The sequence below is a fragment of the Acidovorax soli genome (assembly GCF_014207955.1).
Taxonomy (GTDB): domain Bacteria; phylum Pseudomonadota; class Gammaproteobacteria; order Burkholderiales; family Burkholderiaceae_C; genus Acidovorax; species Acidovorax soli_A.
On record NZ_JACHLK010000003.1, the window covers coordinates 547,639 to 571,273 of the forward strand.

Annotated in this window: 29 protein-coding genes; all 29 read right to left on the reverse strand. The window is 64.8% G+C overall.

The features are described 5' to 3' along the window. Positions 1-18: 18 nt before the first annotated feature. The gene (locus HNP48_RS11150; RefSeq protein WP_184856976.1) at positions 19-1,206 is read right to left on the reverse strand and encodes a hypothetical protein; all 1,188 of its coding nucleotides are present in this window, start codon (positions 1,204-1,206) and stop codon (positions 19-21) included. Further along, a complete protein-coding gene (locus HNP48_RS11155; RefSeq protein ID WP_184856977.1) occupies positions 1,206-5,249 on the reverse strand; it encodes a hypothetical protein in 4,044 nt (1,347 codons plus the stop codon). The genes HNP48_RS11150 and HNP48_RS11155 overlap by 1 nt, the downstream gene beginning before the upstream one ends. 4 nt (positions 5,250-5,253) lie before the next feature. Further along, on the reverse strand, positions 5,254-5,910 hold the full coding sequence (locus HNP48_RS11160; protein ID WP_184856978.1) for a discoidin domain-containing protein: 657 nt from the start codon (positions 5,908-5,910) through the stop codon (positions 5,254-5,256). A 2-nt stretch (positions 5,911-5,912) separates the two neighbouring features. Beyond that, a complete protein-coding gene (locus tag HNP48_RS11165; protein WP_184856979.1) occupies positions 5,913-6,215 on the reverse strand; it encodes a hypothetical protein in 303 nt (100 codons plus the stop codon). A 4-nt stretch (positions 6,216-6,219) separates the two neighbouring features. Further along, positions 6,220-6,627, reverse strand: a complete 408-nt coding sequence (locus tag HNP48_RS11170) for a hypothetical protein (RefSeq protein ID WP_184856980.1) — start codon at positions 6,625-6,627, stop codon at positions 6,220-6,222. After that, the gene (locus HNP48_RS11175) at positions 6,584-6,844 is read right to left on the reverse strand and encodes a hypothetical protein (RefSeq protein WP_184856981.1); all 261 of its coding nucleotides are present in this window, start codon (positions 6,842-6,844) and stop codon (positions 6,584-6,586) included. Before HNP48_RS11175 ends, HNP48_RS11170 begins: the two co-directional genes overlap by 44 nt. Next, positions 6,841-7,242, reverse strand: coding sequence for a hypothetical protein (locus HNP48_RS11180; RefSeq protein ID WP_184856982.1), 402 nt, complete (start codon positions 7,240-7,242; stop codon positions 6,841-6,843). The genes HNP48_RS11175 and HNP48_RS11180 overlap by 4 nt, the downstream gene beginning before the upstream one ends. Beyond that, the gene (locus HNP48_RS11185) at positions 7,239-7,904 is read right to left on the reverse strand and encodes a DUF6682 family protein (RefSeq protein ID WP_184856983.1); all 666 of its coding nucleotides are present in this window, start codon (positions 7,902-7,904) and stop codon (positions 7,239-7,241) included. The genes HNP48_RS11180 and HNP48_RS11185 overlap by 4 nt, the downstream gene beginning before the upstream one ends. After that, a complete protein-coding gene (locus tag HNP48_RS35180) occupies positions 7,901-8,857 on the reverse strand; it encodes a RyR domain-containing protein (RefSeq protein ID WP_221480165.1) in 957 nt (318 codons plus the stop codon). The genes HNP48_RS11185 and HNP48_RS35180 overlap by 4 nt, the downstream gene beginning before the upstream one ends. A 67-nt stretch (positions 8,858-8,924) precedes the next feature. Continuing rightward, a complete protein-coding gene (locus tag HNP48_RS11195; RefSeq protein ID WP_184856984.1) occupies positions 8,925-9,401 on the reverse strand; it encodes a hypothetical protein in 477 nt (158 codons plus the stop codon). Between the two features lie 61 nt (positions 9,402-9,462). Continuing rightward, positions 9,463-10,752: a N4-gp56 family major capsid protein gene (locus HNP48_RS11200; RefSeq protein WP_260420193.1), complete on the reverse strand. Its 1,290-nt coding sequence runs from the start codon at positions 10,750-10,752 to the stop codon at positions 9,463-9,465. A gap of 51 nt (positions 10,753-10,803) precedes the next feature. After that, positions 10,804-11,859: a hypothetical protein gene (locus tag HNP48_RS11205; RefSeq protein WP_184856985.1), complete on the reverse strand. Its 1,056-nt coding sequence runs from the start codon at positions 11,857-11,859 to the stop codon at positions 10,804-10,806. 150 nt (positions 11,860-12,009) lie between these two features. Continuing rightward, positions 12,010-14,346, reverse strand: a complete 2,337-nt coding sequence (locus HNP48_RS11210; RefSeq protein WP_184856986.1) for a hypothetical protein — start codon at positions 14,344-14,346, stop codon at positions 12,010-12,012. A gap of 8 nt (positions 14,347-14,354) precedes the next feature. Continuing rightward, positions 14,355-15,929 carry a terminase gene (locus HNP48_RS11215; protein WP_184856987.1) on the reverse strand — a complete coding sequence of 525 codons (1,575 nt, stop codon included), beginning with the start codon at positions 15,927-15,929 and terminating at the stop codon, positions 14,355-14,357. Between the two features lie 2 nt (positions 15,930-15,931). After that, positions 15,932-16,924 carry a terminase small subunit gene (locus HNP48_RS11220; RefSeq protein ID WP_184856988.1) on the reverse strand — a complete coding sequence of 331 codons (993 nt, stop codon included), beginning with the start codon at positions 16,922-16,924 and terminating at the stop codon, positions 15,932-15,934. Positions 16,925-16,995: 71 nt separating this feature from the next. Continuing rightward, positions 16,996-17,475, reverse strand: a complete 480-nt coding sequence (locus tag HNP48_RS11225) for a hypothetical protein (protein ID WP_184856989.1) — start codon at positions 17,473-17,475, stop codon at positions 16,996-16,998. 159 nt (positions 17,476-17,634) lie between these two features. After that, complete coding sequence (locus HNP48_RS11230; protein WP_184856990.1) at positions 17,635-17,847, reverse strand: hypothetical protein; 213 nt, start codon at positions 17,845-17,847, stop codon at positions 17,635-17,637. 115 nt (positions 17,848-17,962) lie between these two features. Next, positions 17,963-18,349: a hypothetical protein gene (locus tag HNP48_RS11235; protein ID WP_184856991.1), complete on the reverse strand. Its 387-nt coding sequence runs from the start codon at positions 18,347-18,349 to the stop codon at positions 17,963-17,965. Between the two features lie 2 nt (positions 18,350-18,351). Next, complete coding sequence (locus tag HNP48_RS11240; protein ID WP_184856992.1) at positions 18,352-18,960, reverse strand: hypothetical protein; 609 nt, start codon at positions 18,958-18,960, stop codon at positions 18,352-18,354. A 130-nt stretch (positions 18,961-19,090) separates the two neighbouring features. After that, positions 19,091-19,777, reverse strand: coding sequence for a hypothetical protein (locus tag HNP48_RS11245; RefSeq protein ID WP_184856993.1), 687 nt, complete (start codon positions 19,775-19,777; stop codon positions 19,091-19,093). Between the two features lie 42 nt (positions 19,778-19,819). Continuing rightward, positions 19,820-20,125: a hypothetical protein gene (locus HNP48_RS11250; protein WP_184856994.1), complete on the reverse strand. Its 306-nt coding sequence runs from the start codon at positions 20,123-20,125 to the stop codon at positions 19,820-19,822. Then, positions 20,118-20,588, reverse strand: a complete 471-nt coding sequence (locus HNP48_RS11255) for a hypothetical protein (RefSeq protein ID WP_184856995.1) — start codon at positions 20,586-20,588, stop codon at positions 20,118-20,120. The genes HNP48_RS11250 and HNP48_RS11255 overlap by 8 nt, the downstream gene beginning before the upstream one ends. Further along, the gene (locus tag HNP48_RS11260) at positions 20,585-21,085 is read right to left on the reverse strand and encodes a hypothetical protein (protein ID WP_184856996.1); all 501 of its coding nucleotides are present in this window, start codon (positions 21,083-21,085) and stop codon (positions 20,585-20,587) included. Before HNP48_RS11260 ends, HNP48_RS11255 begins: the two co-directional genes overlap by 4 nt. After that, complete coding sequence (locus tag HNP48_RS11265) at positions 21,082-21,297, reverse strand: hypothetical protein (protein ID WP_184856997.1); 216 nt, start codon at positions 21,295-21,297, stop codon at positions 21,082-21,084. The genes HNP48_RS11260 and HNP48_RS11265 overlap by 4 nt, the downstream gene beginning before the upstream one ends. Continuing rightward, positions 21,294-21,653 carry a hypothetical protein gene (locus HNP48_RS11270; RefSeq protein WP_260420194.1) on the reverse strand — a complete coding sequence of 120 codons (360 nt, stop codon included), beginning with the start codon at positions 21,651-21,653 and terminating at the stop codon, positions 21,294-21,296. Before HNP48_RS11270 ends, HNP48_RS11265 begins: the two co-directional genes overlap by 4 nt. Then, on the reverse strand, positions 21,650-21,817 hold the full coding sequence (locus tag HNP48_RS11275) for a hypothetical protein (RefSeq protein ID WP_184856998.1): 168 nt from the start codon (positions 21,815-21,817) through the stop codon (positions 21,650-21,652). Before HNP48_RS11275 ends, HNP48_RS11270 begins: the two co-directional genes overlap by 4 nt. Next, a complete protein-coding gene (locus tag HNP48_RS11280) occupies positions 21,814-22,269 on the reverse strand; it encodes a hypothetical protein (RefSeq protein ID WP_184856999.1) in 456 nt (151 codons plus the stop codon). Before HNP48_RS11280 ends, HNP48_RS11275 begins: the two co-directional genes overlap by 4 nt. Further along, positions 22,266-22,427 (reverse strand): hypothetical protein, encoded by a 162-nt coding sequence (locus HNP48_RS11285; RefSeq protein ID WP_184857000.1) that lies wholly within the window; start codon positions 22,425-22,427, stop codon positions 22,266-22,268. The genes HNP48_RS11280 and HNP48_RS11285 overlap by 4 nt, the downstream gene beginning before the upstream one ends. 95 nt (positions 22,428-22,522) lie before the next feature. Next, positions 22,523-23,635: a hypothetical protein gene (locus HNP48_RS11290; protein WP_260420195.1), complete on the reverse strand. Its 1,113-nt coding sequence runs from the start codon at positions 23,633-23,635 to the stop codon at positions 22,523-22,525.

A 23,635-nucleotide genomic window follows, 5' to 3' on the forward strand; every position in this document is an offset into this window, starting at 1 on the left:
CCGCGGGGGCACGAATGTTCAGATTACGGCAGTCAGCAGGCGCTCGCCAAACACTACAGTGGCGCCGGCCGCCGCTCGCACGCCCTTCATGACCTTCGCCATAGGCTCTACCACCATGCCGCCAGAAGTGCCGACCACGTAGCCATTCTCAGCAAGCCACACCGCGCAATCGCCGCCGCCCGCCGCAAGCTCGCCCATCAATTCGGCCTTGACCTTGATGGCGCTGCCAGGCACGGGCGGCCTGGTCGCCTTCACCTGCAGCTCCAGCGTATCGGGCGACGTGCCTTGCAGAAACGCAACGTGATCCACCTGCCCCACCCAGATGCCGGCGTCCACGGGCTGCACAAAAGTGATGCGCTGGGGCATCTGCACGAAGCCGTGGCGCTGGTCGTGGACGTGGTAGGCCAGCGCTTCAGAAAAGCGCAGCACATTGGTGCGAGCGGTCAGCAGTCGGCCGCGCCAGTAGGCCAGGTACAGCCCGGTGGGCATGGCGTCCATGCGCCAGAACTGGGGCGGGCCGCCCAGTTTGGGCAGCAGAGGCACGGCCACCGCAGACAGCCCGATAGGGTAATCCTCGCCGCGCGCCAGCTCGCCGCCGTTCTGCCTGGTGAAGTAGAGCCGGGCGTGTGTCACGGTAGGGTCCATGCACATCGGCAGGATCACGTCCAGGCCACCGCCCCCCTGCAGTGCGCTGTGGCTGATTGCGGAGGGAGGCGATTCCATGCCGTCTCGCAGCCATGAGACGGCCACGCCATAGGAGCCAGGCTCCAGCGAACCCACGCCAGCCGTCACCATCGGGGGCGGCGGCGCGTCGATGGTGAGACGCACTGCCTGCACGCCTCCAAACGAAAAAATTCCCGCAGGCCCCGCCGCGACCGCCGCATTGTTCAAGACCATGTGCGACACCGCGCCCTCGCCGATGGTCGCCAGCGCATGCGTGCTCCAGTCGGCAGGGTTCACCTTGACCCACTGGTCCCCCAGGGTGGCGAAAACATCCCCGTGCAAAGGGCTCTGCCACAGATGTCCCAGCCTGGCGCTGGTGACGTTCCGCAGGCCGCCGCGCAGGCTGGGCTTGCCGTTGCGCGAAATGTCCACATTCACAGCCTCGCGCAGAAAGATCCGCGGTGCGTCGCCACGCACCTGCAGCGCCTCGTCGTCCCCCACGTTGTTGATGCCCGCCATGGGCAGAAGACTCACGTTGTTCATCAGAATGCTCCCTTGCGATATTGATCGGCGTTACCGTCTGGTCGGATGTAGTGGGTGCCGGGTCGAACGCCGGGCGCCCCAACCTGGGATGAGGCATGCCCTTGCGTAAATACCGAGCGGCGCCCGCCCCATGCGGTATCCACGTTCCGCACGCGCATCCGTTTGGCGAAGTTCTGCAGGTCGTACTCCGACACGAACGAGTCATGCCCCTGAGCCTGCAGCTCACGCACCCGCAGGGACACCCAGGGCGTCCCGTACAGAGCTGCGTCATAGCCATTGGGGATGGTCGGGCGCTTGGGCCCGACATGCAGCGCCTGCGGCATATACAGCGTGCCGTTGCCATCGGGCGTATAGGAGCTGCCCATGATCTGAGTGAACCACCCGGCAGGGCGAACCGTCCGGTGGCGGTGGTCCACCATGGCCAGGCCGAACTCCTGAAACGACACGGCGCCTGCGCGGATGTAGGACGGCCCCACATAGGGTGGGCGCCCCACCGTTGGCGTGCCAGCGGCGTAGCCGGTGATGGCATCCTCGATCAGAACGGTTTGGGGACCGGGAATGGTGGGCCAGCCCAGCCGCTGCATCAATGAGCCAATGGCGCGGATTTCCTGTCGTCGATTGTGAAGACTGGGTTGGCCCACGCCCCAGGTCGTTCCAACCGTTCCGCCTGCCCCCGACGATGCGATGCCGTGCGGCGCGACCACGCCCCTCCAAGTAAACACACTGGGGCGGCCGAATTCCTCGAAAGCGCGCACTGGGTGCAGGCTGGTCGGGTTCATGTTGTGGTTGCGCATGGCCTGCGCCGTCGCCTCCATCACGGCGTAAATGGTGTGGGGCGACAACGCAGGTTTGCCCCAGCTGCCCATGTAGTTGGTGCCGGTGCCGTCTACCACGAGCTGCCCCAGGGACGGCGCAGCCACCGCCCGGCGCTTCAATGACACGAAGGGCTCGCCCACGTAGAAATCGAAGATGCCGGGCTCCACGCGGATGCCGTTGGCCGTGATGGTCGGCCTGCCCATTGCAAGCATGTCGTTTGGCGGCCCTCCACCCTGGCCGTGAAAAATGTAGCCCTTCAACAGGTCTGGCTGTCCCATCGCTGGCCAGGGATAGGGAATGCCGTATCCGCTGTCGCTTTCCACCGAAGAGCCGTCAGGTGCGATGACAAACCAGCGCAGGTCGATGTACTGCGTGACCACCGGAATGGCGCCGATGCGGCGCACCGTCACCTTGTCGCTCACGAGCATGTAATTCGCGCCAGGCACCGTCAACCGCTGCTTGCGGTCCGCGATCTTGGTCTGGCCGAATAGCTCCATGCTCGTGCCCTCGGGCTTGACGGGCCGCCACTGCAGGCGCACCAGGGCGTCGCCCCACTCGTCGGCCGCGCGCCCCCGTGTACGCACTTCTGGCGTCTTGTTGCGCAGGACCGCCTCGCCGAACACGTCACGCACCGTCCATCTTGGCGTGATCTTGCGAAAAAAGACCCGCAGCTCCACGGCGCCCATCCCGCTCTGGTCGATGCTCTTGGGCTCGATATGGCGGGCGTAGAGTTGCACCACCGGCAGCTCGATGCGGGGCGGCTGGATGCCGTAGCGCGATTCAAACGTCAGCTCCCGGATGCGCGGCGCGACAAAGGGATACCCGAACCATGCAGAGTCGAAGCCCTGCACTCGATAGAAGCGGCGCAAATTTACTACCTGGGCCTGGCCTGGCACCGTTGCCGCGAAACCGGCAGGCTGCACCGGGCGTGCCTTGTTGTGCACGATGGCCCAGCGCGTCATGGGGGGCGCCTCGATACCCTCCAGCGGCAAGGGGCGCAGCCGGTGGCTCACCATGCCCGTTTTCTGGTACTCAGGCAGCACCGGGAACGCCATGCCGCCAGGGGCCAGGGTGCGCGCCTTATTAGCGATGGTGGGTTGCGGCACGCGACCGGCATTGAAGCCCGTCACGCGCGGTGTGCGGTTGCGATTCTCGATGGCGGTCCACTGCGGCCAGGGCAATGGCCACAGGCCGCTGCTCTGGTCCTCGTACATCGTCACTACCTGGCGTAGGTTCCAGGCTCGGGCGGTGCCCCAGTGCTGCACTGGCTCGGGATAGGTGGTCACACCCAGCGGGAGTAAGAAGCGCTTGCGGTGCTGCACGGCCGCCAGGCCATACGAAGCACCGAAGGTCTTTGGGAAAATCTCCCGGCTCACCGGAATGATGCGGGTCAGCCAACGTGTGGCCTCAAAGCCCTCCGCCCCCAGGTAGCGCGTTCCAGCAATCTGGTGCTGGTGCATGTCCGGCTCGCGAATGCTCGCTGGCGCGATCGCGCGGCGGCCACGCTCCACCCAGGCCGTGCCAAAGGCCATGAACCCTTGCGAGAGCAGGTCGATGGTGCGGTGCTCATGCTCAACACGCGCTCTGCCCCATGCAGCGCCGTCGATTCCCCGGTCTTCCGCCACGATGGCGCGGTAGGCAAAGCCCACCGTGGGCATGCCGGCCCGAAGGGTTTCAGAGCCAGTCTGCGAAAGCGCGCGCCTGCCGTGGGACACCATCGGGCCTGGCACGGCAGGCGCAGCGATGCCCAGCGGCGTGAAGCTGGGGGTCTGCCACAGCACAGGCTTTCCCAGCGGCGAAAGCGGCACGGGGATGCCGCTGGGCGCCACCTCGCGCACGCGCCAGGCCACCACCAGATGGTCCACGCGACCGAACTGCAGCGAGCTAATGGCGCCAGGGGCGATGGATGGCGTCTTGTTGCGCGCCGTGGTGCCGGCGCCCACCCCTGGGGCTGGCATGCCGGGAACCGACAGGAAGCGCCGCGTGTTGCGCACCTCGGCCCACGGCGACATTTCCTGCGACAGCAGGCCCGGCACCGTAACGCGGAAGTTCTTGGCGCGCACCTGCACGTCGCCAAACACCGATGTCACCACGGAGGCAACATGGAACACCTTGCGCGCTCGGTCTGCTACGCGAGGGAACGCAGCCCCACTGCTGTCAAAGCCAACGGGGCGGATCTGCTTCGTCTTGAACTCTACTGTCGCATAGCCAAACGCTGTCGAGAGCCAGCCCTTTGGCTGCGGTGGGAACTGGACACGCGGAAAGCCGGGGGCGGTGCCGTAGATGCCGAACAGACGAAGGATGCGCGGAGAAACATTGACCGCCCCCATCCCAGGCGCCGCAATTCCTGGAGGCTTGGCGGACTGGTCCGCCCTGGTGTTGATGACGGTGACAGCGCCAAGGACAAACGATTGCAGGCCCTGCGGCGCCACGAACTTGACGCCGCCTTGCACATAGGCAGTTCCGTGCAGCGATGCCTGCGCCCCCAGCACAAGCACGTACTGCCGCCAATTGAATACCGTTGGCCTCCCCGCTGCCGCTTCGGGAGAGGGAATTCCGACAGGCTTGATGGCTGTGTCTTTGACGAATGGCGCCGGTACGACAGACCCGTTCCACCCCAGTGGGTGAATCCATCGCATTCCCTCGATCACCATCGGCTGCGATGCGCCTGGCTGGGGAATGCCATGCGGAGCGATGGTCTTGAAGAAGTTTGCGACCGATGCGCGTCCCAGGCGCTGGAAGCTGCCGCGCTGTGTCAGCGTCGCAGAGGCGTACTGCGGTGGGGGCGCCGTGTAGCCGCCAGACACCGGGCCTGGCGCCCCCGAGTGGACCACGGCCACGAACCTTCGGGTGAGCTTCAACGAAGGCAGTCCAACGGAGCTTGCATCAATTCCAGATGGCTCCACCAGTCGGTACTGGTGCCTTAGCTGGGCAGTGCCCCCGCTGAACCCCGACAAGCCAAGTGGCGCAACCGTCTGAAGGCCAGCATCCGCGAGAGGCCGCCTGAGGACGGTGATGATCGCGGCTGCTGCGGTGCCGGATGGACGGAGATATCCGCCCTTGAGCGTCGCATCAGCGTCAGTGTTCAGCGGCGGACGGTAAGCAAACCGGCCTATAGAGCGCAGCGTGGCGGAAATCCCAACCGCACTAACGCCAGAAGGCGGGGTGTACCCGCCTTCGAGTTCAGCGTCGCCTTCAAAGTTGAGAGGCGCTGCGTAGTAACCCACTGCCCTACTCCAAGGCAGGAGTTACGGGCCCGTCAGACCAGGGCTGAAACCCCGATGGCCCCGTGTGGGTAACAAGCAAATCCCCAGTTGACCGTGGCGCGAAGCTCCAATTGCCATCGGCTGCAGGAATGATGGATGCGACCAGATCGCCAGTGACCCAGTTGTGGAGAAGTACGCGGCTGGATGCAGCACCGGTATCCAACTTGCTCACGCCCCCTACGCGAATGTTGAGCTGCTCGTACGCGGTTTTGGCGACGGTCGTCGTAACCCAGTCGGTGATCTTGAAAATATCCGACCAAGCAGTTCCATCGTTCGAGCCCTGCAGCACGAAATCCCTTGGGATCTCGCCCGTGTACTGTGTGGAGGCCAGGTAAAGGCATCGCACAGACTTGGCTGCGGGAAGGTCCACTCTGAGCCATTTCGGCTCCGCAGCACTACCCGACTCCCAGAACGTCGAAGGATTGCCGTCGATAGCCTTCGGCCCCTCCGTGCCGGTGGAGTAGAAGCTATGCGCCGTAGCGACTGCGCCAGTACATAGATTCGGGCCACTATGGTCCGCCGCCTCGTAGAGGCCAAATTCGTTGATGGTGGTGTACCCGAAGCCGCCTGAGGAGGTCTTGGTGATCCACAGCCGGTACTTGGAGAATGGGGCGATTGCCATGGCTACGACTTCGCCTCGCCAAAAGCTGTTTCATTGGGCCAATAGCCCTTGGCGGTGTGCCAGGCTACATAAGCATCCATCAGGGCCTTGTCGCCCGACTGGGCGGCCTCGTGCACGGCGCATTCGGTGGCCCACTCGTGCGAGTCGCGCGCGGAGCGGCCGAAGCGCTCCACGGCATACATCTGGAACGGCGGCAGAGAAGCCACAGCGCCCCAGTTGACGTGCTGGGCAGGTTCGGGCGTGAGCACGATGGGCTTGGGCTCGATGCCCACCACGCCGGCATACTGGGTCGGTGGCTTGCTCATGCGCTCAGACCTTGAAAATCTTGTTCACGCCGTTGTCCCAGGTCACGATGATGTCGCCGCCGTTCGGAGTGATCGGCAGGCCCGTGGCCGTGTCGATGAACGCCACCAGCGGGCTGGTGGACTCGGTGCCGGTGTCGATGTAGATCACGATGGCTTCGATGGACGGGCCAGACACGCTGGTGAACGTCACATCCGCGCCATCGGCCGCGCCACCCGTGGTGGTCTTGGCAGTCAGCGTTACCGGCCCGGCAATGCGCGAGCTGATCGGAATGTCCGCCAGGTACTGGTGGACTGCCGTTTGCGGCGTGTAGGCGCCGGTATCGACCAACAGGATCTTGACCGTGTCGGTCATCCAGTTGATCTGTGCCTCAAGAAACCGTTGGCGTGCTGCGTCGTACAGGGTGTTTGCCATGTGTGTGCTCCTTGCCCAGCTCGGGCGAAGGAGCGCACTCATGCGCGCTCGGGTTGGAAACGGGGCTGCGCCCCGGATGGGTGACAGTGGTGTCGGTCGGCGCCTGCACCAGCAGCCTGGCGCGCTGGCCCGACTTGTGCTGCAGAGTCACGATGGTGTCGCCCACCGTGATGGACTGGCCCGCCGCCAGCTCGATATGGAATTTGGTCGTGCTCATTCGACAGAGCCCATGTTGCAGATGCGCGCGGGACCGTTGTCCCAAACAATCGTGACCAGGCCGCCATTCAAGGTGAGGGGAAGCCCTGGCAAGCGGTCAAGGAACAGCACCAGCGGGGAGGCGTCCGGGGAACCAATGGCCGCAAACACCACCAGGGAGCCCACCACGCCGCGAAGCTCGCCCGTGAACTCCGCGTCTTTGGCGTCTAGCACATCGCCTTCCAGCGTTTGCGCCAGTGGCGCGCCGGCAATGATGTGCTCGCGCACGTCCGCGAGCGTCTTGTGCTCGGGGTTGAACTTGAATTTCGGTGGCATGAGCGCACAGATCAGGTCGATGTGCGGGAAAAACTCCCGCCCGCCCACTGCCGCCCAGCTGAAAGAAGGGTAAAGCTGACTCAAATGTGCACCTTGTTGGTTTGAGGGGTGTCCTCGCGGGTGATGCGGCGCATGTCCACGTCCGGCAGCAGGCCGAAATAGGCGGTGAAAGCGTCCTCGGCCAGGCCCGACCGCTGCGGGTCGAACGCTTCCGAGTCGGGAATGCTGAAAGCCTTGTGCAGCGCCCAGTCGATGAGCTGCACATGGCTGGCCTCGTGAATTTCGGGCTTGTCCGAAGGCAGCGCCATCGCTTCGCGGGGCAGGCGGTATGCCTCAATGGTCAACACGCCGGCCTTCGCTGGGGTGCTGACCAGGCGAATGCTTGTCTCGCCCTGGATGGCGTAGCCCGTGGCGCGCTGCTCGTCGCGCCAGCCCGGAAACTGCTCTTCGAGCCAGCCCCGCGAAACCACTTTGATTTCCGTGCCACGAGACTCGCCCACCGCCTTGAAGGACAGCAGCGCCAGCTCGTACATCTTGGCGTGCAGCGGATAGGTGTGGCGGTCGGCCTCAATGGCGATCCGGCACATCGCGGGGTCCGCGTCTTCCAGCAACAGGCGCGCGCGCACGCAGGCCTGCGCCTGGGCGTCGTTCAACCAGTCGATGATGTCCTCATCCTTCCAGAAGAACGGCGCCGTCTTGTCGCCCGCAAGCGTCCGAAAACGCCGGATCAGATCCGCAAGGGTCATGGCTTGCCGAACTGCTTGACCAGATCCGCCACGCGCGTGCGCATGTTGTCCAGGCTCAGATTCTTGGGCACCTTGTGCTGGTAGTGGATCTGCGCGAAGTCCTGCAGCGCGTCCTTGTCCATGCCGTTCACCTGGTCGATCACGTCCTGCGTGCGGTTCACCTCGGTGTCCTGCGCGGCCTTGTCCTTGGCGGCCTGCTCCAGCAAGGCGGCAGTGTCGTCGGGCGCATTGGTCGAAGCGCCATCCTGGGCCCCGGTCGCGGCTGTCTCGGCCTGGGGCGCCGCCGCCTGGGCATCCGTAGCCGGCTGGCCAGCTGAAGCGACGGGAGCGGCCGGGGCTGCGGAAGCGGCAGGCGGCACATCGCTACCGCGCTTGAACACGTCTGCATGCCGCAGGAAGCTGGCGGCCAGGTCGCCGGGCACGCGGCGGCTCTGGTTGGGGAAGAAGCTGAGATTGGAGCCGTACAGCCGGTCGGTAAACGGCTGCTCCCTGCCGGTGTAGACCACCGGCACCCCATTCACCACCTGTTGAGCGATGGCCGACAGTGCAACGGGCGCGTCCACGACCACGGGCGTCACCGGGGCGGGCTGAGGGGTAGCCTCGGCCACGGGCAGCGCCAGGGCAGCGTGCACCACGCCGCGAAACAGGTAGTCCTTCGCCTTTTGCTCGGGCGGCAGCTCCGCGTAGGGGAGGAAGCACGGGTGCAGCTTCTTCTCGGCGTCCTTCACCGCGCCCCAGGCCCAGCCCTCGGCAGTCTTCTGCGCCAGCCACGATTCGTGTGCCTGCTCGGGGGTGGCATCAGGGTTCTCGATGTGCATGTCCACGCCCGCCAGGATGCTGGCGCGCTGCGCCTCGCTGGCCTCGCCCCAGGCGGGAATGAAGATGTCGCCCAGCGAAGCGGCATAGGCGCGGTTGACCTCGTGCGCAAGCTGCGCGATGTGGAGACGGTTCATGTTCTTGTCCTTGGGGGTGGAAAGAAGGGGCCGAAGCCCCTTCCCTGCTGGTGCTGCGGGGTGGCGCTTACGCGGCGCCCATGCGCTCGCCGTGAACGATGGCCACGATGTCCGAAGCCTTCGCGTTCGCCGCAACGGCGGTGGTGAGGATCAGGCGCGCCGGCTTTGGCAGCGTCACCAGCCTGCTGGTGGCAGTGCGGATGCGGCCGGCAGTGGCCAGGTTCAGCCCGGTGCCGAACAACGCCGCGTCCTCGGGCACCTTGGTGTCATTCACGCCGTCCTCGTACTTGAAGCCCAGCGAGCCCGTGATGGTCGCCGTCATGCCGACTTTCACCAGCAGTTGTGCATCCTCCAGCAGGAAGCCCGAGGGCAGCGGCCCCAGGTCGATGACATCGCCAGCGGCCACCGCCGCAGCGCTGTTGGAGCCGATGACCGCACCCGCAGCGTTGGTGGCAACGGGGTAGCGGAGCGTGGTGACATTGCCGTACTGCGCGGCGCCGCCGAACTGGTTCAGGCGGTTGTCGTTGATCTTGATGGTGGGCATGTGTGCCTCCTGAAATGGTTTGTTGGAGTGAAGGCAGGCCGGTGTGAGCCGGCCCTGTGCCTTACATGCGCGCGCCGATGATGGGAACCACCGTGTCCAGCACGCCGACACCGTGGTCGGTGAACTGCTTGGAGTTGCCCATGTCCACCTCGAAGCGGATCTTGGCCATGCCCAGGATCGCGCCGATCAAGATTTCCATCTTGTCGCCGTGATCGCCCTTCTCTTCAGACCAGAAGAAGGGCATGCCCGAGTGCTCCGAAGCCGCGAAGGCTTGCGCCACGGCCTGGCCGCCCAGCAAGATTGCGCGGTCCACGGCGAACTTGTCCGTGAACGACTGCGGCACGATGCAGGTGGACTCGTCTTCCGAGTCGTAGGCAGCGCAGTAGCGGATGGTGTCCCCGGCGTAGAAGCGAATCGGCTTGGGATGCTTGACGATCAGGATGCCGTTCCACAAGCCGCACTCTCCCAGGAACAGCGGGTGGCGGTTGGCCTGGCTCGCGCGCGCATGGGCCGCCGAGATGTACTGGCGGAAGTTCGGATCGGTGGCGAACGTGCTGTACTGCGCGGGCGAGACCAGCATCACGCGGATGGGCGAGTCCGTGGCGGCCACGTCGCCTTCAAATTGCACAGGCGGGGGCGCGGCGGGGATCTGCTCCACGTAGGCGCGCATCGAGTCGATGGTGCCCATCTTCATCAGGTCGGTGGACGCGATGTCGATTTCGCCGCCGTTCACCTTGAACAGCTCCACGCCGCCGCCCTTGGCGATGAAGTGGCGGTTCTTGGAGGGCGCCACCACCGGGTTGACCATGATTTCCTCGAAATCGGGGTCGTTCTCGGTTGGAACGATCCACTCGAAGTTGTCATGGAAGCCGCGCGCGCCAGCCATGTGCGTCAGCAGCGACTGGTCGAGGTAGCGATCCATCTTGTCCTGCGCCATCGGGCGGCCGAGGCGGCGCATGTCCACAGGGCTGCGCACCTGGGTCATGGTGTCGCCCATGTCGATGGGGAAACGGGCCTGGTTCACGCGCAGGCGGCCCTCGGACAGCTTGGCGCCCACGCCCTTGCCCTGCGCGATCTTGCTGCCCATGATGGGCTTACCACCAGTGGGATTGATCAGGTGGAAGGTGATTTCATCGCCCTTGCCCTTGCCCAGGTTCTGCGCCTTCACCACGGGCATCTTGTTGCCCGACTGGTTCTTGATGACCGAGGCGGCGCCTTCCAACTGCGGGAACTTGCCCGTCAGGTGGTTCATCTGCGAGTTGCGGCCGTTCGACAGGGCGAAGACGCCTACTGCCTGTTCGACCATGGCCTTGGGATCGCCATGGGCCATGTGGGTTTTCGTTGCGGTCAATTCGTGCTCCTATGCGTTGGAACAGGCACGCGCCGTAGCGCGGTGCGCTGCTTACATCTGTCGGCTCAGGAATGCCTCGATCTGCGCTGGGGACATCTTTTCCATGGCGCTTGCCAGGTTCGCGCCGTCCAGGGCGGCAAGGGTGTCGTGCACAGAAGTGCCACCAGACCGCCCGCCCGGGATGCCGGACAGGCTGTTGGGGATGGCCGGTGCTGCAGATGCAATCGCGGCCTTGACGGCGGCCTTGGGGTCGGGTGCTGCCGGCGCGGGGGCTGGCGTGATGCCTTCCTCCTTCTTGTACCGGGTGAACACCGCGATCAGGTCCGCTGTCTCGCCGCTTTCCAGCACGCCACGGATGGCCGCTTGCTCGTAGGCCGGCTTGTCGCCGATCCACTTCTGTAGCTCCGTGCTCTGCCAGATAGAAACTGCATCGGGGTGGGCCTTCAAAACAGCGGACCGGTGTTCTTCAGCGGCCTGCTCTTCTTGGGACTTCACGGATTGCTCGTGACGTTCCTTAAAGGGTTTCAGAGCCTCTGCCACCGCAGCAGCAACACGCTGGTCAACCAGCGTGTCGATGCCCTTGGCCATGGCCTCCTCGGACATATCGCCGAAGATGCTGATGTCCACGCCCGCCTTCTTTGCGGCGTCCACGGCAGCAACCATGTTGTCCTGCTGCGTGGGCGCTTGCCCGCTGTCCGCGCGAGCCTGGGCCGCCGCGCGCAGCGTGGCAAGCTCCTGTTCTGCGGCCTGATGCTGTGCCTGGAGCGCTTCGGCCTGGGCCTTCCAATGCTGCTCGCCTTGGCGCGCGTCCACCAGCTTCTGGTAGTCGATGGTGTGCACACCATCCTTTGCCAGCAGCACGGGGGTCTTGTCGCCTTCGGGGGCAGCATCGGCGGCCGGCTTTGCGCCCTCGCCCTTGTCGTCTTCCTTTTCGCCGCCTTCGTTGTCGCCCGCCGAGGTGGTGCTACCGGGCAGTGCACCGCTATCCGAGGGCTTGCCCCCGGTGTCGCCCATTGCGCGGAGCATCAGCTCCGCAGCCTGTTCGGGGGACAGCGCGCCGGTTACTTCGGTGCTGTCGAGAAATTCCTGAGTTGCTTGGTTCGTCATCTACCTGTTCCCACCACATATCGCCGTGGCCGCTGGGGTCCAGTTGCCCATTCGCGACCGAGGCCGCGAACCTCGCCCAACGCTCGCGCGTCAGGCTTGGCCGGCAGTGTGGGAAAGGAGGGGCGAAAAGCGAAACACTAGAGCCGCGCGCTATGCCGCCTGCAGGTTGTCGGCGGTGCTGGATGTCTCGATACCTTGCATCGCGCTGGGACCGTCCTGCGGAACCGGAGGGAACTGGGGACTTGTGTTCTGGCGAACTTCTGTCGCCGCGCCCTCCCCTGCCTCGGCCTCCAGCTCTGGCCCCTCTCCCTGGATGTAGGGGGACTTGATGTTCATGGCCGCCGTGGTGTCCGCCACAGGAATGTTGGGGTCCACGCCGCCCGGCGTAGGCCTCCAGCCAGCGCCCTGCATCACCTTGTCCGCGATGGGCGCGATCATGGGCATCTGCGCCACCTGGGTGCCGGTCTGCATCGCGCTGAAAGCGGTCTGCACACCGATGTTGACGGCCTCGCGCATGAGCTTCTCGATTTCCGCGTCGCCCTTCTTCTCCTTGAGCGCGATTTCCCGCATCTTCACTTCCAGCCCGGAGCGGTCGAGCGCGTCCTGCACGGCCTGGGCAATGCGGGCTTCGATCTGCTCGGGTGTCTCCTGCTGGGCCGCCGCGCGCAGGGCCTCGGTGATCTTGTCCTTGAATGGGATGTCCGTGAGGGCCACCAGATACTGGGCCATGATCGACTGGTACTGCGGCGGCATGCTCTTGGTCGCCTCGGACAGCGCATTGAGCTGCTGACCTTGGTAGGTGCTGCTGCTGGGCGCATCGGACACGCCGACCATGAGGCGCGTGCGCTGCAGGTCGTTGGACAGGTAGGGATAGCCCGTCACCTCGTCAATCTCGGGTTTGTTGATGTGGATGGTCCGCTCTGCCGAAACCGCATCCCCAGGGATCACCACGGCCTGCGCGCTGTCCCCGATGTCCTCCACGATCATGGACAGCAGCAGCTCGCCCACCTGCGTGCGTGCCGCCTTGTGGTTGTCCATCATCCGGCCCAGGCCCTGGTTCGCCTGATCTACCTGCCTATCCTCCTGCTGGCCGCTTCGTGCCGTGCCGGGCCGGCCCGTAAAAGCGTTTGGAGTGGCCCCAATGCGGTCGATGGCGCCGCGCGCGTCATCCAGCATGCGAAACTGCTGGTCGGTGAGCTGGAAATCGCGGATCACCTCGTGCCGCGCACCTGGCTGCGCCATGGCCGCAGGGTTCAGCACGATGTCTGCGTTGCGGCGGCCGATCTGCTTGCGGTACTGCTCGTCCGTCATGGCCACAGCGCCCTTGGTGCGCTCAGTGCGCACCGCTCCCATGCCCCAGCGCAGCAGAGCCGAACCACTGTTCAGGCTGTCCTGCTGGTACATCACGCCCCGGATGTAGCCGTAGGGCACCGTGGTGCCGTCCTCGCGGAACCCGAAGAACGGCACATAGGGGAAGTGCCGGTGCGCATAGGGGGTCGGGCTGTCGTGCAGGCAATGCGGACCAAGCCAGTAGCTGCGCCGCACCCGCGCCACGGTCGCCAGCGTGTACTTGGTCGTGCCAGTGGCAATGGCGTAGTTGTGCGCCTGGTTGTTCTCGTCGTACTCCACCACGCGGCCATCAGGCGACGTGAGCACGCCCACCTCGACCCAGCGGCGGTACCACACCTCGGCCACGCACACTTCTGTGGTCAGCGGGTTGTAGAACCGGTCTTCCGCAACGGTCCATCCACGGGCCTGGTTCCATGAATTGCGCAGCCCGGTCGATGCCCCGCCTTCCAGGGTTTCGATGGACTCGGCCGTGCTCCACCAGCTCGCGCCGTACTTTCCGTACTGCTTGATGAGTTCGCGGTGCTCCTTGAAGATGGACAGCAGGCGGCTAGGGTGCATCCAGCGCAGGCGCCGCAGGTAGCGCGCGTCTTCGAGGAGGTCTTTCTTGGATGCCCAGTCCCAGTGGATCTCATTGCGGTGGACGTGCACGCACTGGTAGGGATACTCGAAGGGATCGGAGGACCGCGATACCTCCACCCAGCCCAGGCCAACGCCCGCCTGGGGCCTGAATGCGTCGCTGCAGGCGCGGTCTGCCTTGGAGTGGCGCTCCGCCTCGTTCAGCTTGAAGTTGAGGGCATCTGCCACGTCCTGGCCGCCCGCATTGCCATTGGGCTTCACGCGCCAGTCCGTGCGAATGGCCGTCTCGTAGCCCTGCAGGGCCAGCATCATGGGGCCGGTCTTGTCCTCCACCGCTGGCGGGATGCCCAGGTCGGCATTGGCACGCAGCAGGTCGGAGTTGAGCTGGTTGCCGTCCGCGTAGTCCATCTCCCTGTCGGCAGCGCCGCGCCAAGGTGGCTGGGCCTCAATCTCGCGGATGATGTCTGTGTATTCCGCCAGGGTCAGCGGTACGTCGCCCTCGGGCGTCAGGGGCGCGCCGTCTTCGTCGTACTCAGCGGTGTCGTGTGCATGGTTGAGCATGGTGTTTCCTATCTCCAATCGGGTGCAGGCGCCTCGCGGTAGCCCTGGTCTTCTGAAAGCATTTCGACCATCCCCAGCTCTTCGGCCTGGGCCCACTGGCGCAGGGCATCGGCGGCCTCGGAGCAGCCGTTGGCCTTGTCGGGCTGGTCAATGAATCGGTTCTCGGCACGGCTGAACTTCTTGCGGTAGCCCTGCAGGCGCTGCAGGCCCAACTCGCAGCCCTTGGCGTCAAAGTACGCCCTCTTCATGTGCTTGCGGGTGCTCTGGATGCCGGCCATCAGGTCGGTGATGCGCGGCACGATCATGAAAGCCTGCCCAGGCATCAGCTCCTGCAACTGGTCCTTGATGGACTTGTTGAAGTCGCCCAGGCGCTTGTGGTCCGCGTCATGCGGCAGGAAGTGCGCGCCGAACAGGTAGCCCGTGCTCTGCAGGTGGCGCGCGTAGTGCCGCAAGTCTTCGTCGTGCCCTTCGTAGTAGCCGATGACGCGCGGCTCATTGCGCAGGAACTGGATGAACCATATGGCGCAGCCGTCGCGGTTCCCGATGTCCCAGAAGGTGAACACCGGGAGGTCCAGCGTGGGTACCGTGGTGATGCCGCCGCGCTTGCGCAGGGCCACCATGTCCTTGGCGTAGTAGTTGCCCTTGGTGCTGATCTGGAAGGCCTCGGCGGGCGTACTGGGGTACTCCTGCCACATCTTTTCCTCGGCCCCCGTGAAGTCGGCGTCGAGGGTGGCGATGTACCAAGTGCGCTGGCCCTGGTCGATGGTGCAGCCCATGGTCTGCTCCACCTCTTCGAAATACTCGTGCTGCTCCACGCTGATGGGCACCGCGCCGGGCTCCATCGTGTACTCGGGGTTCTGCCACCACGCATAGAAGTGGAAACGGTAGTCCCGCTGCGTCTCCTTGCGGCCGGCGAAATGCAGCGTCTCCGCGCGCTGTGAAAGGTCGAAGAACTCGCCTTCGGGGCCTTCGGCCGTGCTCTCGATCACCAAGATGCCGTTCAGGGGCACCGCGGGGATGGAGCCGGTGATGACTTCCTTGGCCTTCAGCGGGTACTGCGCGCAGATCTTCCCGAACTCCGACACATGCAGCCGGTGGATGGTCCCGGACCGCATGGACGTGGCCACGCGGATGGAGCTGTTGTTGTGCGCGAACAGCAGTTCGGTGGCGCTATCACGCGCCAGTGGGAACCGCACGCGGATGGGCTCGGGCAGGTTCTCGTAGGCAAACTTCACCTTGTCCCGGAAGATGGCCTCGGCGGCCTCGCGGTCCTGCGCGATGATCCCGCACCGCTGGTTGGCATTGAACAGGGCATGGTCCAGCCACAGCAGCGCAATCAGGGTCGTGAAGCCCAGTTGGCGCGCCTTGAGGATCAGGTTCCGGTGCCACAGCCGCGCAATAAACCGCTTCTGCGCCCGGTTGGGCTTGAAGGGCACCACGAAATCATCGGCGCCCTCGCCACCCTTGATCATGATCTTGTAGAGGCACCCGCTGAACAGCCGCCATTCAGGATTCGACAGGCAGCGCTCCAGCTCTGCCGCATTGGTGGGCAGGGTGTTCAGCGGGGTGGTGCGCATCGCCATCGTCAACGCCAGTCCGGCTCGGGGCCTGGGTCAGCCTTGGGCGTGAAAGCGCTTGGCGCGGCCATGCCCGTGGGCTTCTCGGGGTCCACCGCCTGGGGCATGAAGCCGTTGCTGTTCCCGCCCGCAATGGCGTGCAGCAGGTTCTTGAGCGGATCGCCCTTCTGGTTGTTGTCCCGCTCGTAGGCGCCGAGGTGCTTCATCAGCTTCTCGGCCGCGTCCAGGCGAGAGTGCATCTGCACCTCGATACCGTGCTTGCCGTGCTTGGCGCCGGCATACAGGGCGGCTGTCGCCGGGGACAAGCGCCGCGTGTCCCCGAGGACAACACGGGGACATCCATCGCCATGGCATTCCGGGCACATGGGGTGCGCATCGCGCAGGGGGGAGTAGCCAACGCCGCCCTGTTCCTCCCAGTCCTCCTGGGGCTTGCCGCTCTCCCGGAACTGCTCGCGGTCGTGGTTGTACTCGGACAGGGTGCGCTGGTACCGGTGCCCTTCGCCCCAGCAATGGCGGCAGCAACCTACCTGCACCTGCACCAGCTCGCGCGCATCCGCAGAGAAGATGTTCCACAGGCCCAGCACCACCTTGTCGGCGGAAATCTGCGTCCGCTCCTGCTGCGCCTTCATGGCGGCTGCAATCGCCGTCTGGATGCTAAGTTTTGCTAAGAGCTGGGCCGCCTGCTCGTTGGCCGTCCTGGCGCTGTATCCGGCCCGAATGGCGGCCTGGGTGCCATTCAGATCAATGAGGTATTCATCGACAAACCTCTGCTGGCGGGGGGTGAGCTGGTCTGTCGTGACGTCTTCGGGGACATCCTCGCCAGTCCCTTGCGTGTCCCTGGGGACAAGCTGGTTTGCCTCTTGGGCCGTGGGTGTTGGCTCCTTGTGGGCAGGCGTGCCAGATCCTGCAGGCTTCCCTTTGGAGGCTGCAGGCTTCTTGGTGCTGGGGGTGGGGGCCTTCTTAGGCGCGGCCCTCTTGCGCGAGGGGGGTGTGGTTGCCATGGGCCGGGAGTCTTGTGGCTCCCGGCATGGCTGTCGAACACTACAGGGGCGCGGCCCCTATGCGGGGTGCCCTACCCCATGATGGGCTTGCCGCCCCTATTGGCCGCAATGAGCGCGTTCATTTCCGTGGTGGCCTGATCGAGCTGGTTTGCGGCCATGCCAGCGGCGTCCACCGTGGTGGGCTCGGCCGCCAGTGCTTTCATCTGCTCTGGTGTGGCGCGCAGTTGATAGCCACCTCGGCCCGCAACGGACCGTCCGCGCAGCCAGTTGAGCACATCGCTGCGCTCTCGCATGCTCTGCACCTCGTACAGCAGGCCCTCCAGGGGTTCGGCTACCTCGGGCGCTGGCAGCGCCAGCCCCGAGATAGATCTGGTCGCGGTGGCCAGGGCCTGCAGAAGGGCGCTCGCCTCCACCTCTAGGGCGGCGATTGCCTGCACGGCTTCATCCCTTCTGCTCAACGCGGCTTGCACGGCGGCGGCCATATCGGCCGTGATCGTGGCGCCTACGACAAAGCCGGCCTGGGCCAGCTCGGTTTCAGTGGATTGCTGCATACGCGCTCCAGGGTTGCGGGTTGATGGGTGCGGGGTGGTCGGCCGCCCAGGTGATACCGTAGGGGTCGCAATGCCGCGTCCTGCCGTCCCGGCCGGTGCCCCATCCCTCGGTGCTGTAGGCCATGTGCCAGCGCCAGTCAGCTTCGGTGGGCTGGAGGGCTAGTCGGCCTTTGGCTTCTTGAGCCGCTTGTGTGCCGCCTCCACTGTGGCGCGAAGCCATTTGTTTCCGCCAAGCTCGTGGAACATGGCCCACTGCTCCTGCGTCATGCCCACGCTCTTGGAGATTGCTTTCTGCTCGGGCGGAATGGGGTTGCGCCCCTGGCCTCGGTCGCTCGGTGGGCGCTTGATCTGATCTGGCTCGGCATTGCTCATGGTCTGGCTGCTCTTTCGGTGCGCTCGTCGTCATTCTCTGCTGCTTGTCCCTGCATTGTCCCTTGGGACAGTCATTCGATGTCCCTTGGGACAGTTGGCCATTGTCATGGAGACATCAGGCGGTCGAACGGTTCCCTGCGTCGGCAAGCGAAGCAATGATGATGCGGCCCTCAGTAGCTGCCAGCAAGCCAGTGGATGGATGCGCGTCCATGAACGCATTGGCATCCCTCGTGCCCTGCTCGCCCTCGGCATACTCGGCCACGATGGCGAAATCCCGCCCGAAGTGCCGATACCAGCGCGGTTCGTAGTGAATGCCAGGCAGGCCGTAGAGCCGGGCCATGTGCAGCGGATCACGTCCTTCGCGACCTGGCTCGCTGATCCAATCCGCGCAGGCCCGGCAGATGCCGTAGCCGTCATCGCGGTTCCAATGCTGCTGCCAGCGGCCGGCGCCTGCGCCGCATACACAGCAAGTCATGTTGCGGGTGGTGGGGGTGCTTTCCATGGTCAACCTCGCGTCAGGGCGTCGAGGGCCACACGGTGCGCGCGCGGGTCGTTTGGGTTTGCCTGCAGCTCGCCCAGGGCTGTCTTCAGCTTGTCGCGCTCGGCCCAAGTCTCCATGAGCAGTTGAAACACGGGCGTCAAGTCGTCAGCAGCCTTCACCAGCGCATCGGTAGGGATGCCATCGCATGCGTTCCAGCACGCCGCGAGCCGGCGCACGTTCTCGCGCTGGGTAGGAACGTGCTGCTCTCCGTTGTGGAGAATTCCGAACAGCCAACGGCCCTCGCAATCAAGGGTGTAGGAGTTGGAGGCAAAGCCATCCTCCCTGGTGGTCAACCGCCCCTGCGTGTGGTCGGCCAGAGCGACGGGCGCAGCCCGCTGCGGTTCCACGTCCGGCGCGGCATGCAGGAGAACGGCGGCTTCCCCCAGCCCCGTGCCGGACACGCTGGCGTCCCCGATGCTGTGGCGATAGCACGCGGTGGCAGCGCTCCAGGCGCGCGAAGCAATCCGTGCAAGGCGGTCGCTGGCCAGGGAAAGGTGTGCGCCGTTGAAGCCACTGCCCTCGGCCATGGCCGCGATGCTGGTAGCGAGCTGCTTGTTGGTGGTGGATGTCATGGGGATCTTTCAGGCGAGGGCGAGAGGTTCAATGGAGGCCGGGGCGCGCGTAGCGATCCAGCAGAAGTTTTCGGCGGCCAGCAGCGCGAGCACTGCGGCCTTGTCCCAGTTGGTCATGGCCGCAGGCTCCTTACAGCACGTTGCTGATGTCGTCGGCGAAGCGGTTGGCGCCTGCCAACACTTCTTCCAGGCTGACGTGGTAGTCGCACATCACATCCCAACCGTCATTGCCATACACAAGGTAGATGCTCCCGAAGAGCTGGCGGCGGTCGGAGCCCTCGGCAGGCACGCGGCGCACGACGAGTCGCTCCTCATCACAGGCGCACACTTCATCCATGATGGCGTTCACGTCGCGGGAGTGTGCGAGCGGGATGTCTTCCCCGTCATCTACGCTGATGGTGTAGGCAGGGCCTTCCTCGCACACCACGGACAGGATGTCCGTGACGGCGCGACGGATCACAGCGCGCTCAACCAAGATGCGCAGGCGGATGGAGAAGTCCTTGATACGGCTGCTGGCGAAATAGCGCGAGTCGTCGGCGACTTCGTACACCTCGCGGGTTGCCTGGCTGCGCAGGGATTCCACCACATTCCGTGCATCGGCCAGCGCTGCGGCCTCTACCTCCCCCCGCACCAGGGCCACTGCAGCGGCGATTTCCGCGCGCGCTGGACGGTCCTCGGTTGCAGGCCATGAATTTTCCAGCTCGATGGCGATTTCGCCGTCGCTGTCTTCGGCCAGCAGGGTGCGCAGGGCGTCGAGCGAAGCGGCGCGCATGAACTGGGAGACACGTTCGTAGGTGGTGGTCAGGGCTTGGTTCATTCAATCTCTCCTTGGGTTGGTGTGATTGAATTATCAGTGGTTTTATTCAAAACAGTCAACTGATTTTTCCAACTGTTTTTTCAAATCGCCAAAGCTCTTGTAGTACGGGTTGCGCCGAAACTCCGGGTGCTCCTTGCAGATGGCCTCGTAGACCCCCGCATGGATGTAGTAAGGGGGCCCGATGTACTGCTCTGAAAATCCCAGGGCGATTGCCTTCAACACTCCCTGCAGCGTGCACTGGGGTCGAGGCGCGCGCTGTTTCTCTTGGGCAAGCACGAGGCCATGAGGAAGGTGGCCCGCAATAGAGAATGGCCCGCCCCCATACTGGGGGCGGGGCAGATCACGCATGCTTGGCCCCTTTGCCATTGGCCCGCCGCTCTCGGTCACGCTGGATCTTCTCTACGCGGCCAAGGCGAGCATCCATGGTGCTTGCGAGGTGGTTGCCTGCAATGCCGATCAACTTCACCAGCGCGCCGGCAGACAGATCCGCCAAAGTGCGGTCCTCTTGTGGAGAGAGGTTCAGGATCTGGTCGCCAACCTCGTACTTCACGATCCCGCCGGGCAGGATCGTGCGGCTCATGGGCCGGGTTTCGTGGAACTTTTCAGCGGGCGCGTACTTCCCGCGCTCCAGGCGCACCAACGTCCCTTCGATGTTGATAAGCACGCGGATGCGTTCATCAACGATGTGCATGGGCAGGCCCGTCGCGATCTGCAGCGCTTCGCGCGTCACTTCCTGTTCCTGGGCAGCCAACTCGCGGGCCGCGTCGAGCACCATTTGGCTGCTGGTAATTTCACTGTTGTGCTTCGTCATACGGGCGAGTCCTTCAAGATTGCGATTGCTGCTGGAATGGGGAGTTTTCTGGGCCACATGCCCATGAGATAGACGCGGCGCTGGGTGTCTGCAGCCCACACCGGCTCAAGCGCGCGCCGGACGTCCTTCGAATACAGCGCGCCCTGGTCGAGCTGCAGATGGCACCCGCGCACGCCTGGGCGGTCGCAGCAGGCTGGGAACAGGGTCATGTCGCAAGCCTTGCGCGAGGTTCCCTTGCCTTTGCTGCCGTGCGCGGCTTGGCTGTAGCCTGGCACGCCGCAGATGATGCAAGGCAGACTTGCCACGGCACGCTGGTAAGCCACGCTGCGCACCGCGTTGTCTTTGGCAATGGCGGCGGCGCCATCTACGATGGGCTGCGGTTGCCGAAAAGCGGAAGGATCTGGCAGCGAAGGCATCTGGTAGACGCGCTCCTCACGAGGCTCTTTCGCCCAGGCAGGCACTTTGCGTTTGAAGGGTTTGCGCTTGAGCCTGCTCATGCCTGGGCGCTCCGCTGGCGCGCGAGTGCTGCAGCTGCCTGCTCCATGAGGCGGCGGGCCTCAAGCGCGCCCTCACTGATGTGGTCTGGCTTGGCTGCGCGAATCCGCACGTTCGGAGTGGTGTCGCCATGCAAAAGCCGCTCAAGCTCGGCAGGCTGCAGGAATCGGCCGTTCGGCACCGTGGAATTGTGTTTGCGCCGGTACTTGCTCATCGCATGGTCCTGTCTTGGCTACGGTTGTTCGCGTTCTGGCTGCGCCACACTTCCACGCGGAGCTGGGAGCCGGTCAGACGCCAGCGCAAGGCTTCCTCGAAGCGAACCGCCTCGCGAATGCCCTCCAGCAACTCCAGATACTCGGGGTGCGAGTAGGCGTAGGCCTCCTTGGCGGCCCATGCCTTTTCTGTGCACTGGTTCATCAGCAGGGCCTTCTTGGACTTGCGGAATTCCTCCAGATACACACGCTGAGCTTTGGCCTGGGCAAAGCTCTTGGAGTTCAGGATCATGAAATCGACCGCCTTGTTGGGGTCGGTCACGCTGCCCTGGTCTTGGGTGTCGGTGTCGTGGCTCATGCGAACAGCCCCCGCACCAGAGCGGCCAACGCCACCAGCCAGGACAAGCCAGCCAAGACAAGGCACAGCATGCGCAGATGCGCGTCTTCGCAGAGGTCGAGGAAGTAGTGCGCGGCGGCGAATGCCGCGCCAACGATCAGCGCCAGCAGAAAGGGATCACTCATACGGCCCTCCGATATTTCCAAGCAACCATGGCGCCATCGCGCTCATGCTGGTTCGACTTGCCGGCCCAGCCGGTCACGCCCTGAAACTGTTTTGCATCGAGCTTGGCGCCCTTGCCCTCGGGGCTGATGCCGTGGCAAGTGATGCCGCGCTCTGCACAAACATTCGTGATGACGCGGCACCAGCCGTCGATCTGGCCCACGTTGCGCGCCACCTTCAACTGCTCGGGGTGGCTCAATACCCGTTTGCCAGGCTTGTGAGCGCTGAAGATGTGGGACTGCAGGCGCGAGTCCTCGAAAATCACGCGATTGATGCCGCCTGCAAACCGCTGGAACACGATGAAGTCCGCGATGTCCCAGGGGTCCAGCGTCAACAGCGCATCGAGCGCACCATTGCGATACAGCGCCACGCCGGTCTGCTGGCCAGGGTCGATGCCGAGCACTGCCCCCTTCATGGCTTCGCCCCTTCCTGCAGCGGCTCCAGCGCCCATTCCGCCTCCTTGGCGCTCGCGCGTATTTCGGCTTCGCTCAGTCCTTGCGCCAGCGCCTGGGCGAGCGCGAGCCGGCAGCGCTTGCGCGTCTCGTCGTCAGACAGCCGCAGCGTGCGTTGCAAATACTGAATCCGGCGCGAGGCACAGAACCTGCAACCCTCGGCGAAAAAACGAAAGCTGGCAGGCGTGGGGCGCGCGTCATTGCATGTGGTGCACATCAGCGCGCCCCCAATCCGGCAAACGGGTTGGAATAGTCGCGGTAGGTCTGGTGCCGGCGCGCCGCACTCACCACGGACTTTCCCCGGCCCAGCTCCTTGGCGAGCTGCCCTCCGGTCTTGTCGCTCGTGCGAACAAGGTGCACCTCTTCGGGCGTGAGCACGCCGCGCTGCGGCCGAAGCGCCTGCGATACCTTGCGCCCATGCACTGCACCACCAAACCCGTTCGCAGCGAACGCCGCCCGCATGGCTTCGCTCCGCGTGGCCTGCTTGTGATGGCCATGGTGGCAGCAGCCCGGCGTCTCGCAGGTACGCATCAGGGTGTGGCCTGGCTTCAGTTCCTTGCCGTGCACCACCTGCCACAGCACCATGTCCACTCTGGCGACGTTGTCACCATGGCGCACCAGGGCGTGCCCCTGCGGGTTGTGGGCGCCCTCCCAGGTCAGGCAGTCGCCGCCCACATCCTTGCAGCGCAGCAGAATCTCTCGGCCCGTATCTTCTGCGGGGCGCTGATAGTCCGACAAGACGTAGCGCCAGGCATCGCCCAGCACGTCGTACTTCACAAGGCCACGCTCACGGAGCAGGCCCACTCGGCGGCGCACCGCGAACCGGCCCCAGCCAACCATTTCCGCCAGCACTTCGAGCTTGATGGGCTGGTGCTTCGCAATGAGGCTCAGCAGTCGGTCGTTGCGCAGGTAGGGCTTCTTGCCGCTCAAGGCGACCTTGCGCGATGACAGCACCCACTTGCGGATACCGTCATAGGTCACGCGCTTGATCTTCCCATCGCGCTTCATTCGCGCCAGCAGCAGGCGCAGCGGCTCGTACGCACCACCCGACTGCTGCTGCAGCCCCCGCGTCGCGAAGTCGCCTGCAGCGACGGCGCGCAGCACGTCCGCTTCTGACCACACGCACTTGGCAATCACGGTGTCAGCTGCAATCCAGTGCGAGTCCGCGCTACCTCCGTGCTTCGCCCTCTTGGCTTGCACGCTCAATTGCATGGCCGCCAGCACAGTGAGCAGCCGCTCGCGATCCCAGCCAGTGCGCTCGCATAGTTCGCTCTCGCGCAGGGCATCGCCGCCGAGGATGCTCAGCACCCGTGCCGTGTCTTCTTTCAT

Coding starts and splice junctions, on each gene's coding strand:
- HNP48_RS11250 (WP_184856994.1), bottom strand. CDS start 20,125: ATGCGTGATCTGCCCCGCCCCCAGTATGGGGGCGGGCCATTCTCTATT.
- HNP48_RS11275 (WP_184856998.1), bottom strand. CDS start 21,817: ATGAGTGATCCCTTTCTGCTGGCGCTGATCGTTGGCGCGGCATTCGCC.
- HNP48_RS11195 (WP_184856984.1), bottom strand. CDS start 9,401: ATGCCCACCATCAAGATCAACGACAACCGCCTGAACCAGTTCGGCGGC.
- HNP48_RS11165 (WP_184856979.1), bottom strand. CDS start 6,215: ATGAGCAAGCCACCGACCCAGTATGCCGGCGTGGTGGGCATCGAGCCC.
- HNP48_RS11160 (WP_184856978.1), bottom strand. CDS start 5,910: ATGGCAATCGCCCCATTCTCCAAGTACCGGCTGTGGATCACCAAGACC.
- HNP48_RS11270 (WP_260420194.1), bottom strand. CDS start 21,653: ATGAGCCACGACACCGACACCCAAGACCAGGGCAGCGTGACCGACCCC.
- HNP48_RS11255 (WP_184856995.1), bottom strand. CDS start 20,588: ATGACGAAGCACAACAGTGAAATTACCAGCAGCCAAATGGTGCTCGAC.
- HNP48_RS11290 (WP_260420195.1), bottom strand. CDS start 23,635: ATGAAAGAAGACACGGCACGGGTGCTGAGCATCCTCGGCGGCGATGCC.
- HNP48_RS11280 (WP_184856999.1), bottom strand. CDS start 22,269: ATGAAGGGGGCAGTGCTCGGCATCGACCCTGGCCAGCAGACCGGCGTG.
- HNP48_RS11230 (WP_184856990.1), bottom strand. CDS start 17,847: ATGAGCAATGCCGAGCCAGATCAGATCAAGCGCCCACCGAGCGACCGA.
- HNP48_RS35180 (WP_221480165.1), bottom strand. CDS start 8,857: ATGAACCGTCTCCACATCGCGCAGCTTGCGCACGAGGTCAACCGCGCC.
- HNP48_RS11175 (WP_184856981.1), bottom strand. CDS start 6,844: ATGAGCACGACCAAATTCCATATCGAGCTGGCGGCGGGCCAGTCCATC.
- HNP48_RS11150 (WP_184856976.1), bottom strand. CDS start 1,206: ATGAACAACGTGAGTCTTCTGCCCATGGCGGGCATCAACAACGTGGGG.
- HNP48_RS11245 (WP_184856993.1), bottom strand. CDS start 19,777: ATGAACCAAGCCCTGACCACCACCTACGAACGTGTCTCCCAGTTCATG.
- HNP48_RS11225 (WP_184856989.1), bottom strand. CDS start 17,475: ATGCAGCAATCCACTGAAACCGAGCTGGCCCAGGCCGGCTTTGTCGTA.
- HNP48_RS11235 (WP_184856991.1), bottom strand. CDS start 18,349: ATGGAAAGCACCCCCACCACCCGCAACATGACTTGCTGTGTATGCGGC.
- HNP48_RS11205 (WP_184856985.1), bottom strand. CDS start 11,859: ATGACGAACCAAGCAACTCAGGAATTTCTCGACAGCACCGAAGTAACC.
- HNP48_RS11260 (WP_184856996.1), bottom strand. CDS start 21,085: ATGAGCAGGCTCAAGCGCAAACCCTTCAAACGCAAAGTGCCTGCCTGG.
- HNP48_RS11265 (WP_184856997.1), bottom strand. CDS start 21,297: ATGAGCAAGTACCGGCGCAAACACAATTCCACGGTGCCGAACGGCCGA.
- HNP48_RS11170 (WP_184856980.1), bottom strand. CDS start 6,627: ATGGCAAACACCCTGTACGACGCAGCACGCCAACGGTTTCTTGAGGCA.
- HNP48_RS11215 (WP_184856987.1), bottom strand. CDS start 15,929: ATGGCGATGCGCACCACCCCGCTGAACACCCTGCCCACCAATGCGGCA.
- HNP48_RS11220 (WP_184856988.1), bottom strand. CDS start 16,924: ATGGCAACCACACCCCCCTCGCGCAAGAGGGCCGCGCCTAAGAAGGCC.
- HNP48_RS11210 (WP_184856986.1), bottom strand. CDS start 14,346: ATGCTCAACCATGCACACGACACCGCTGAGTACGACGAAGACGGCGCG.
- HNP48_RS11185 (WP_184856983.1), bottom strand. CDS start 7,904: ATGACCCTTGCGGATCTGATCCGGCGTTTTCGGACGCTTGCGGGCGAC.
- HNP48_RS11240 (WP_184856992.1), bottom strand. CDS start 18,960: ATGACATCCACCACCAACAAGCAGCTCGCTACCAGCATCGCGGCCATG.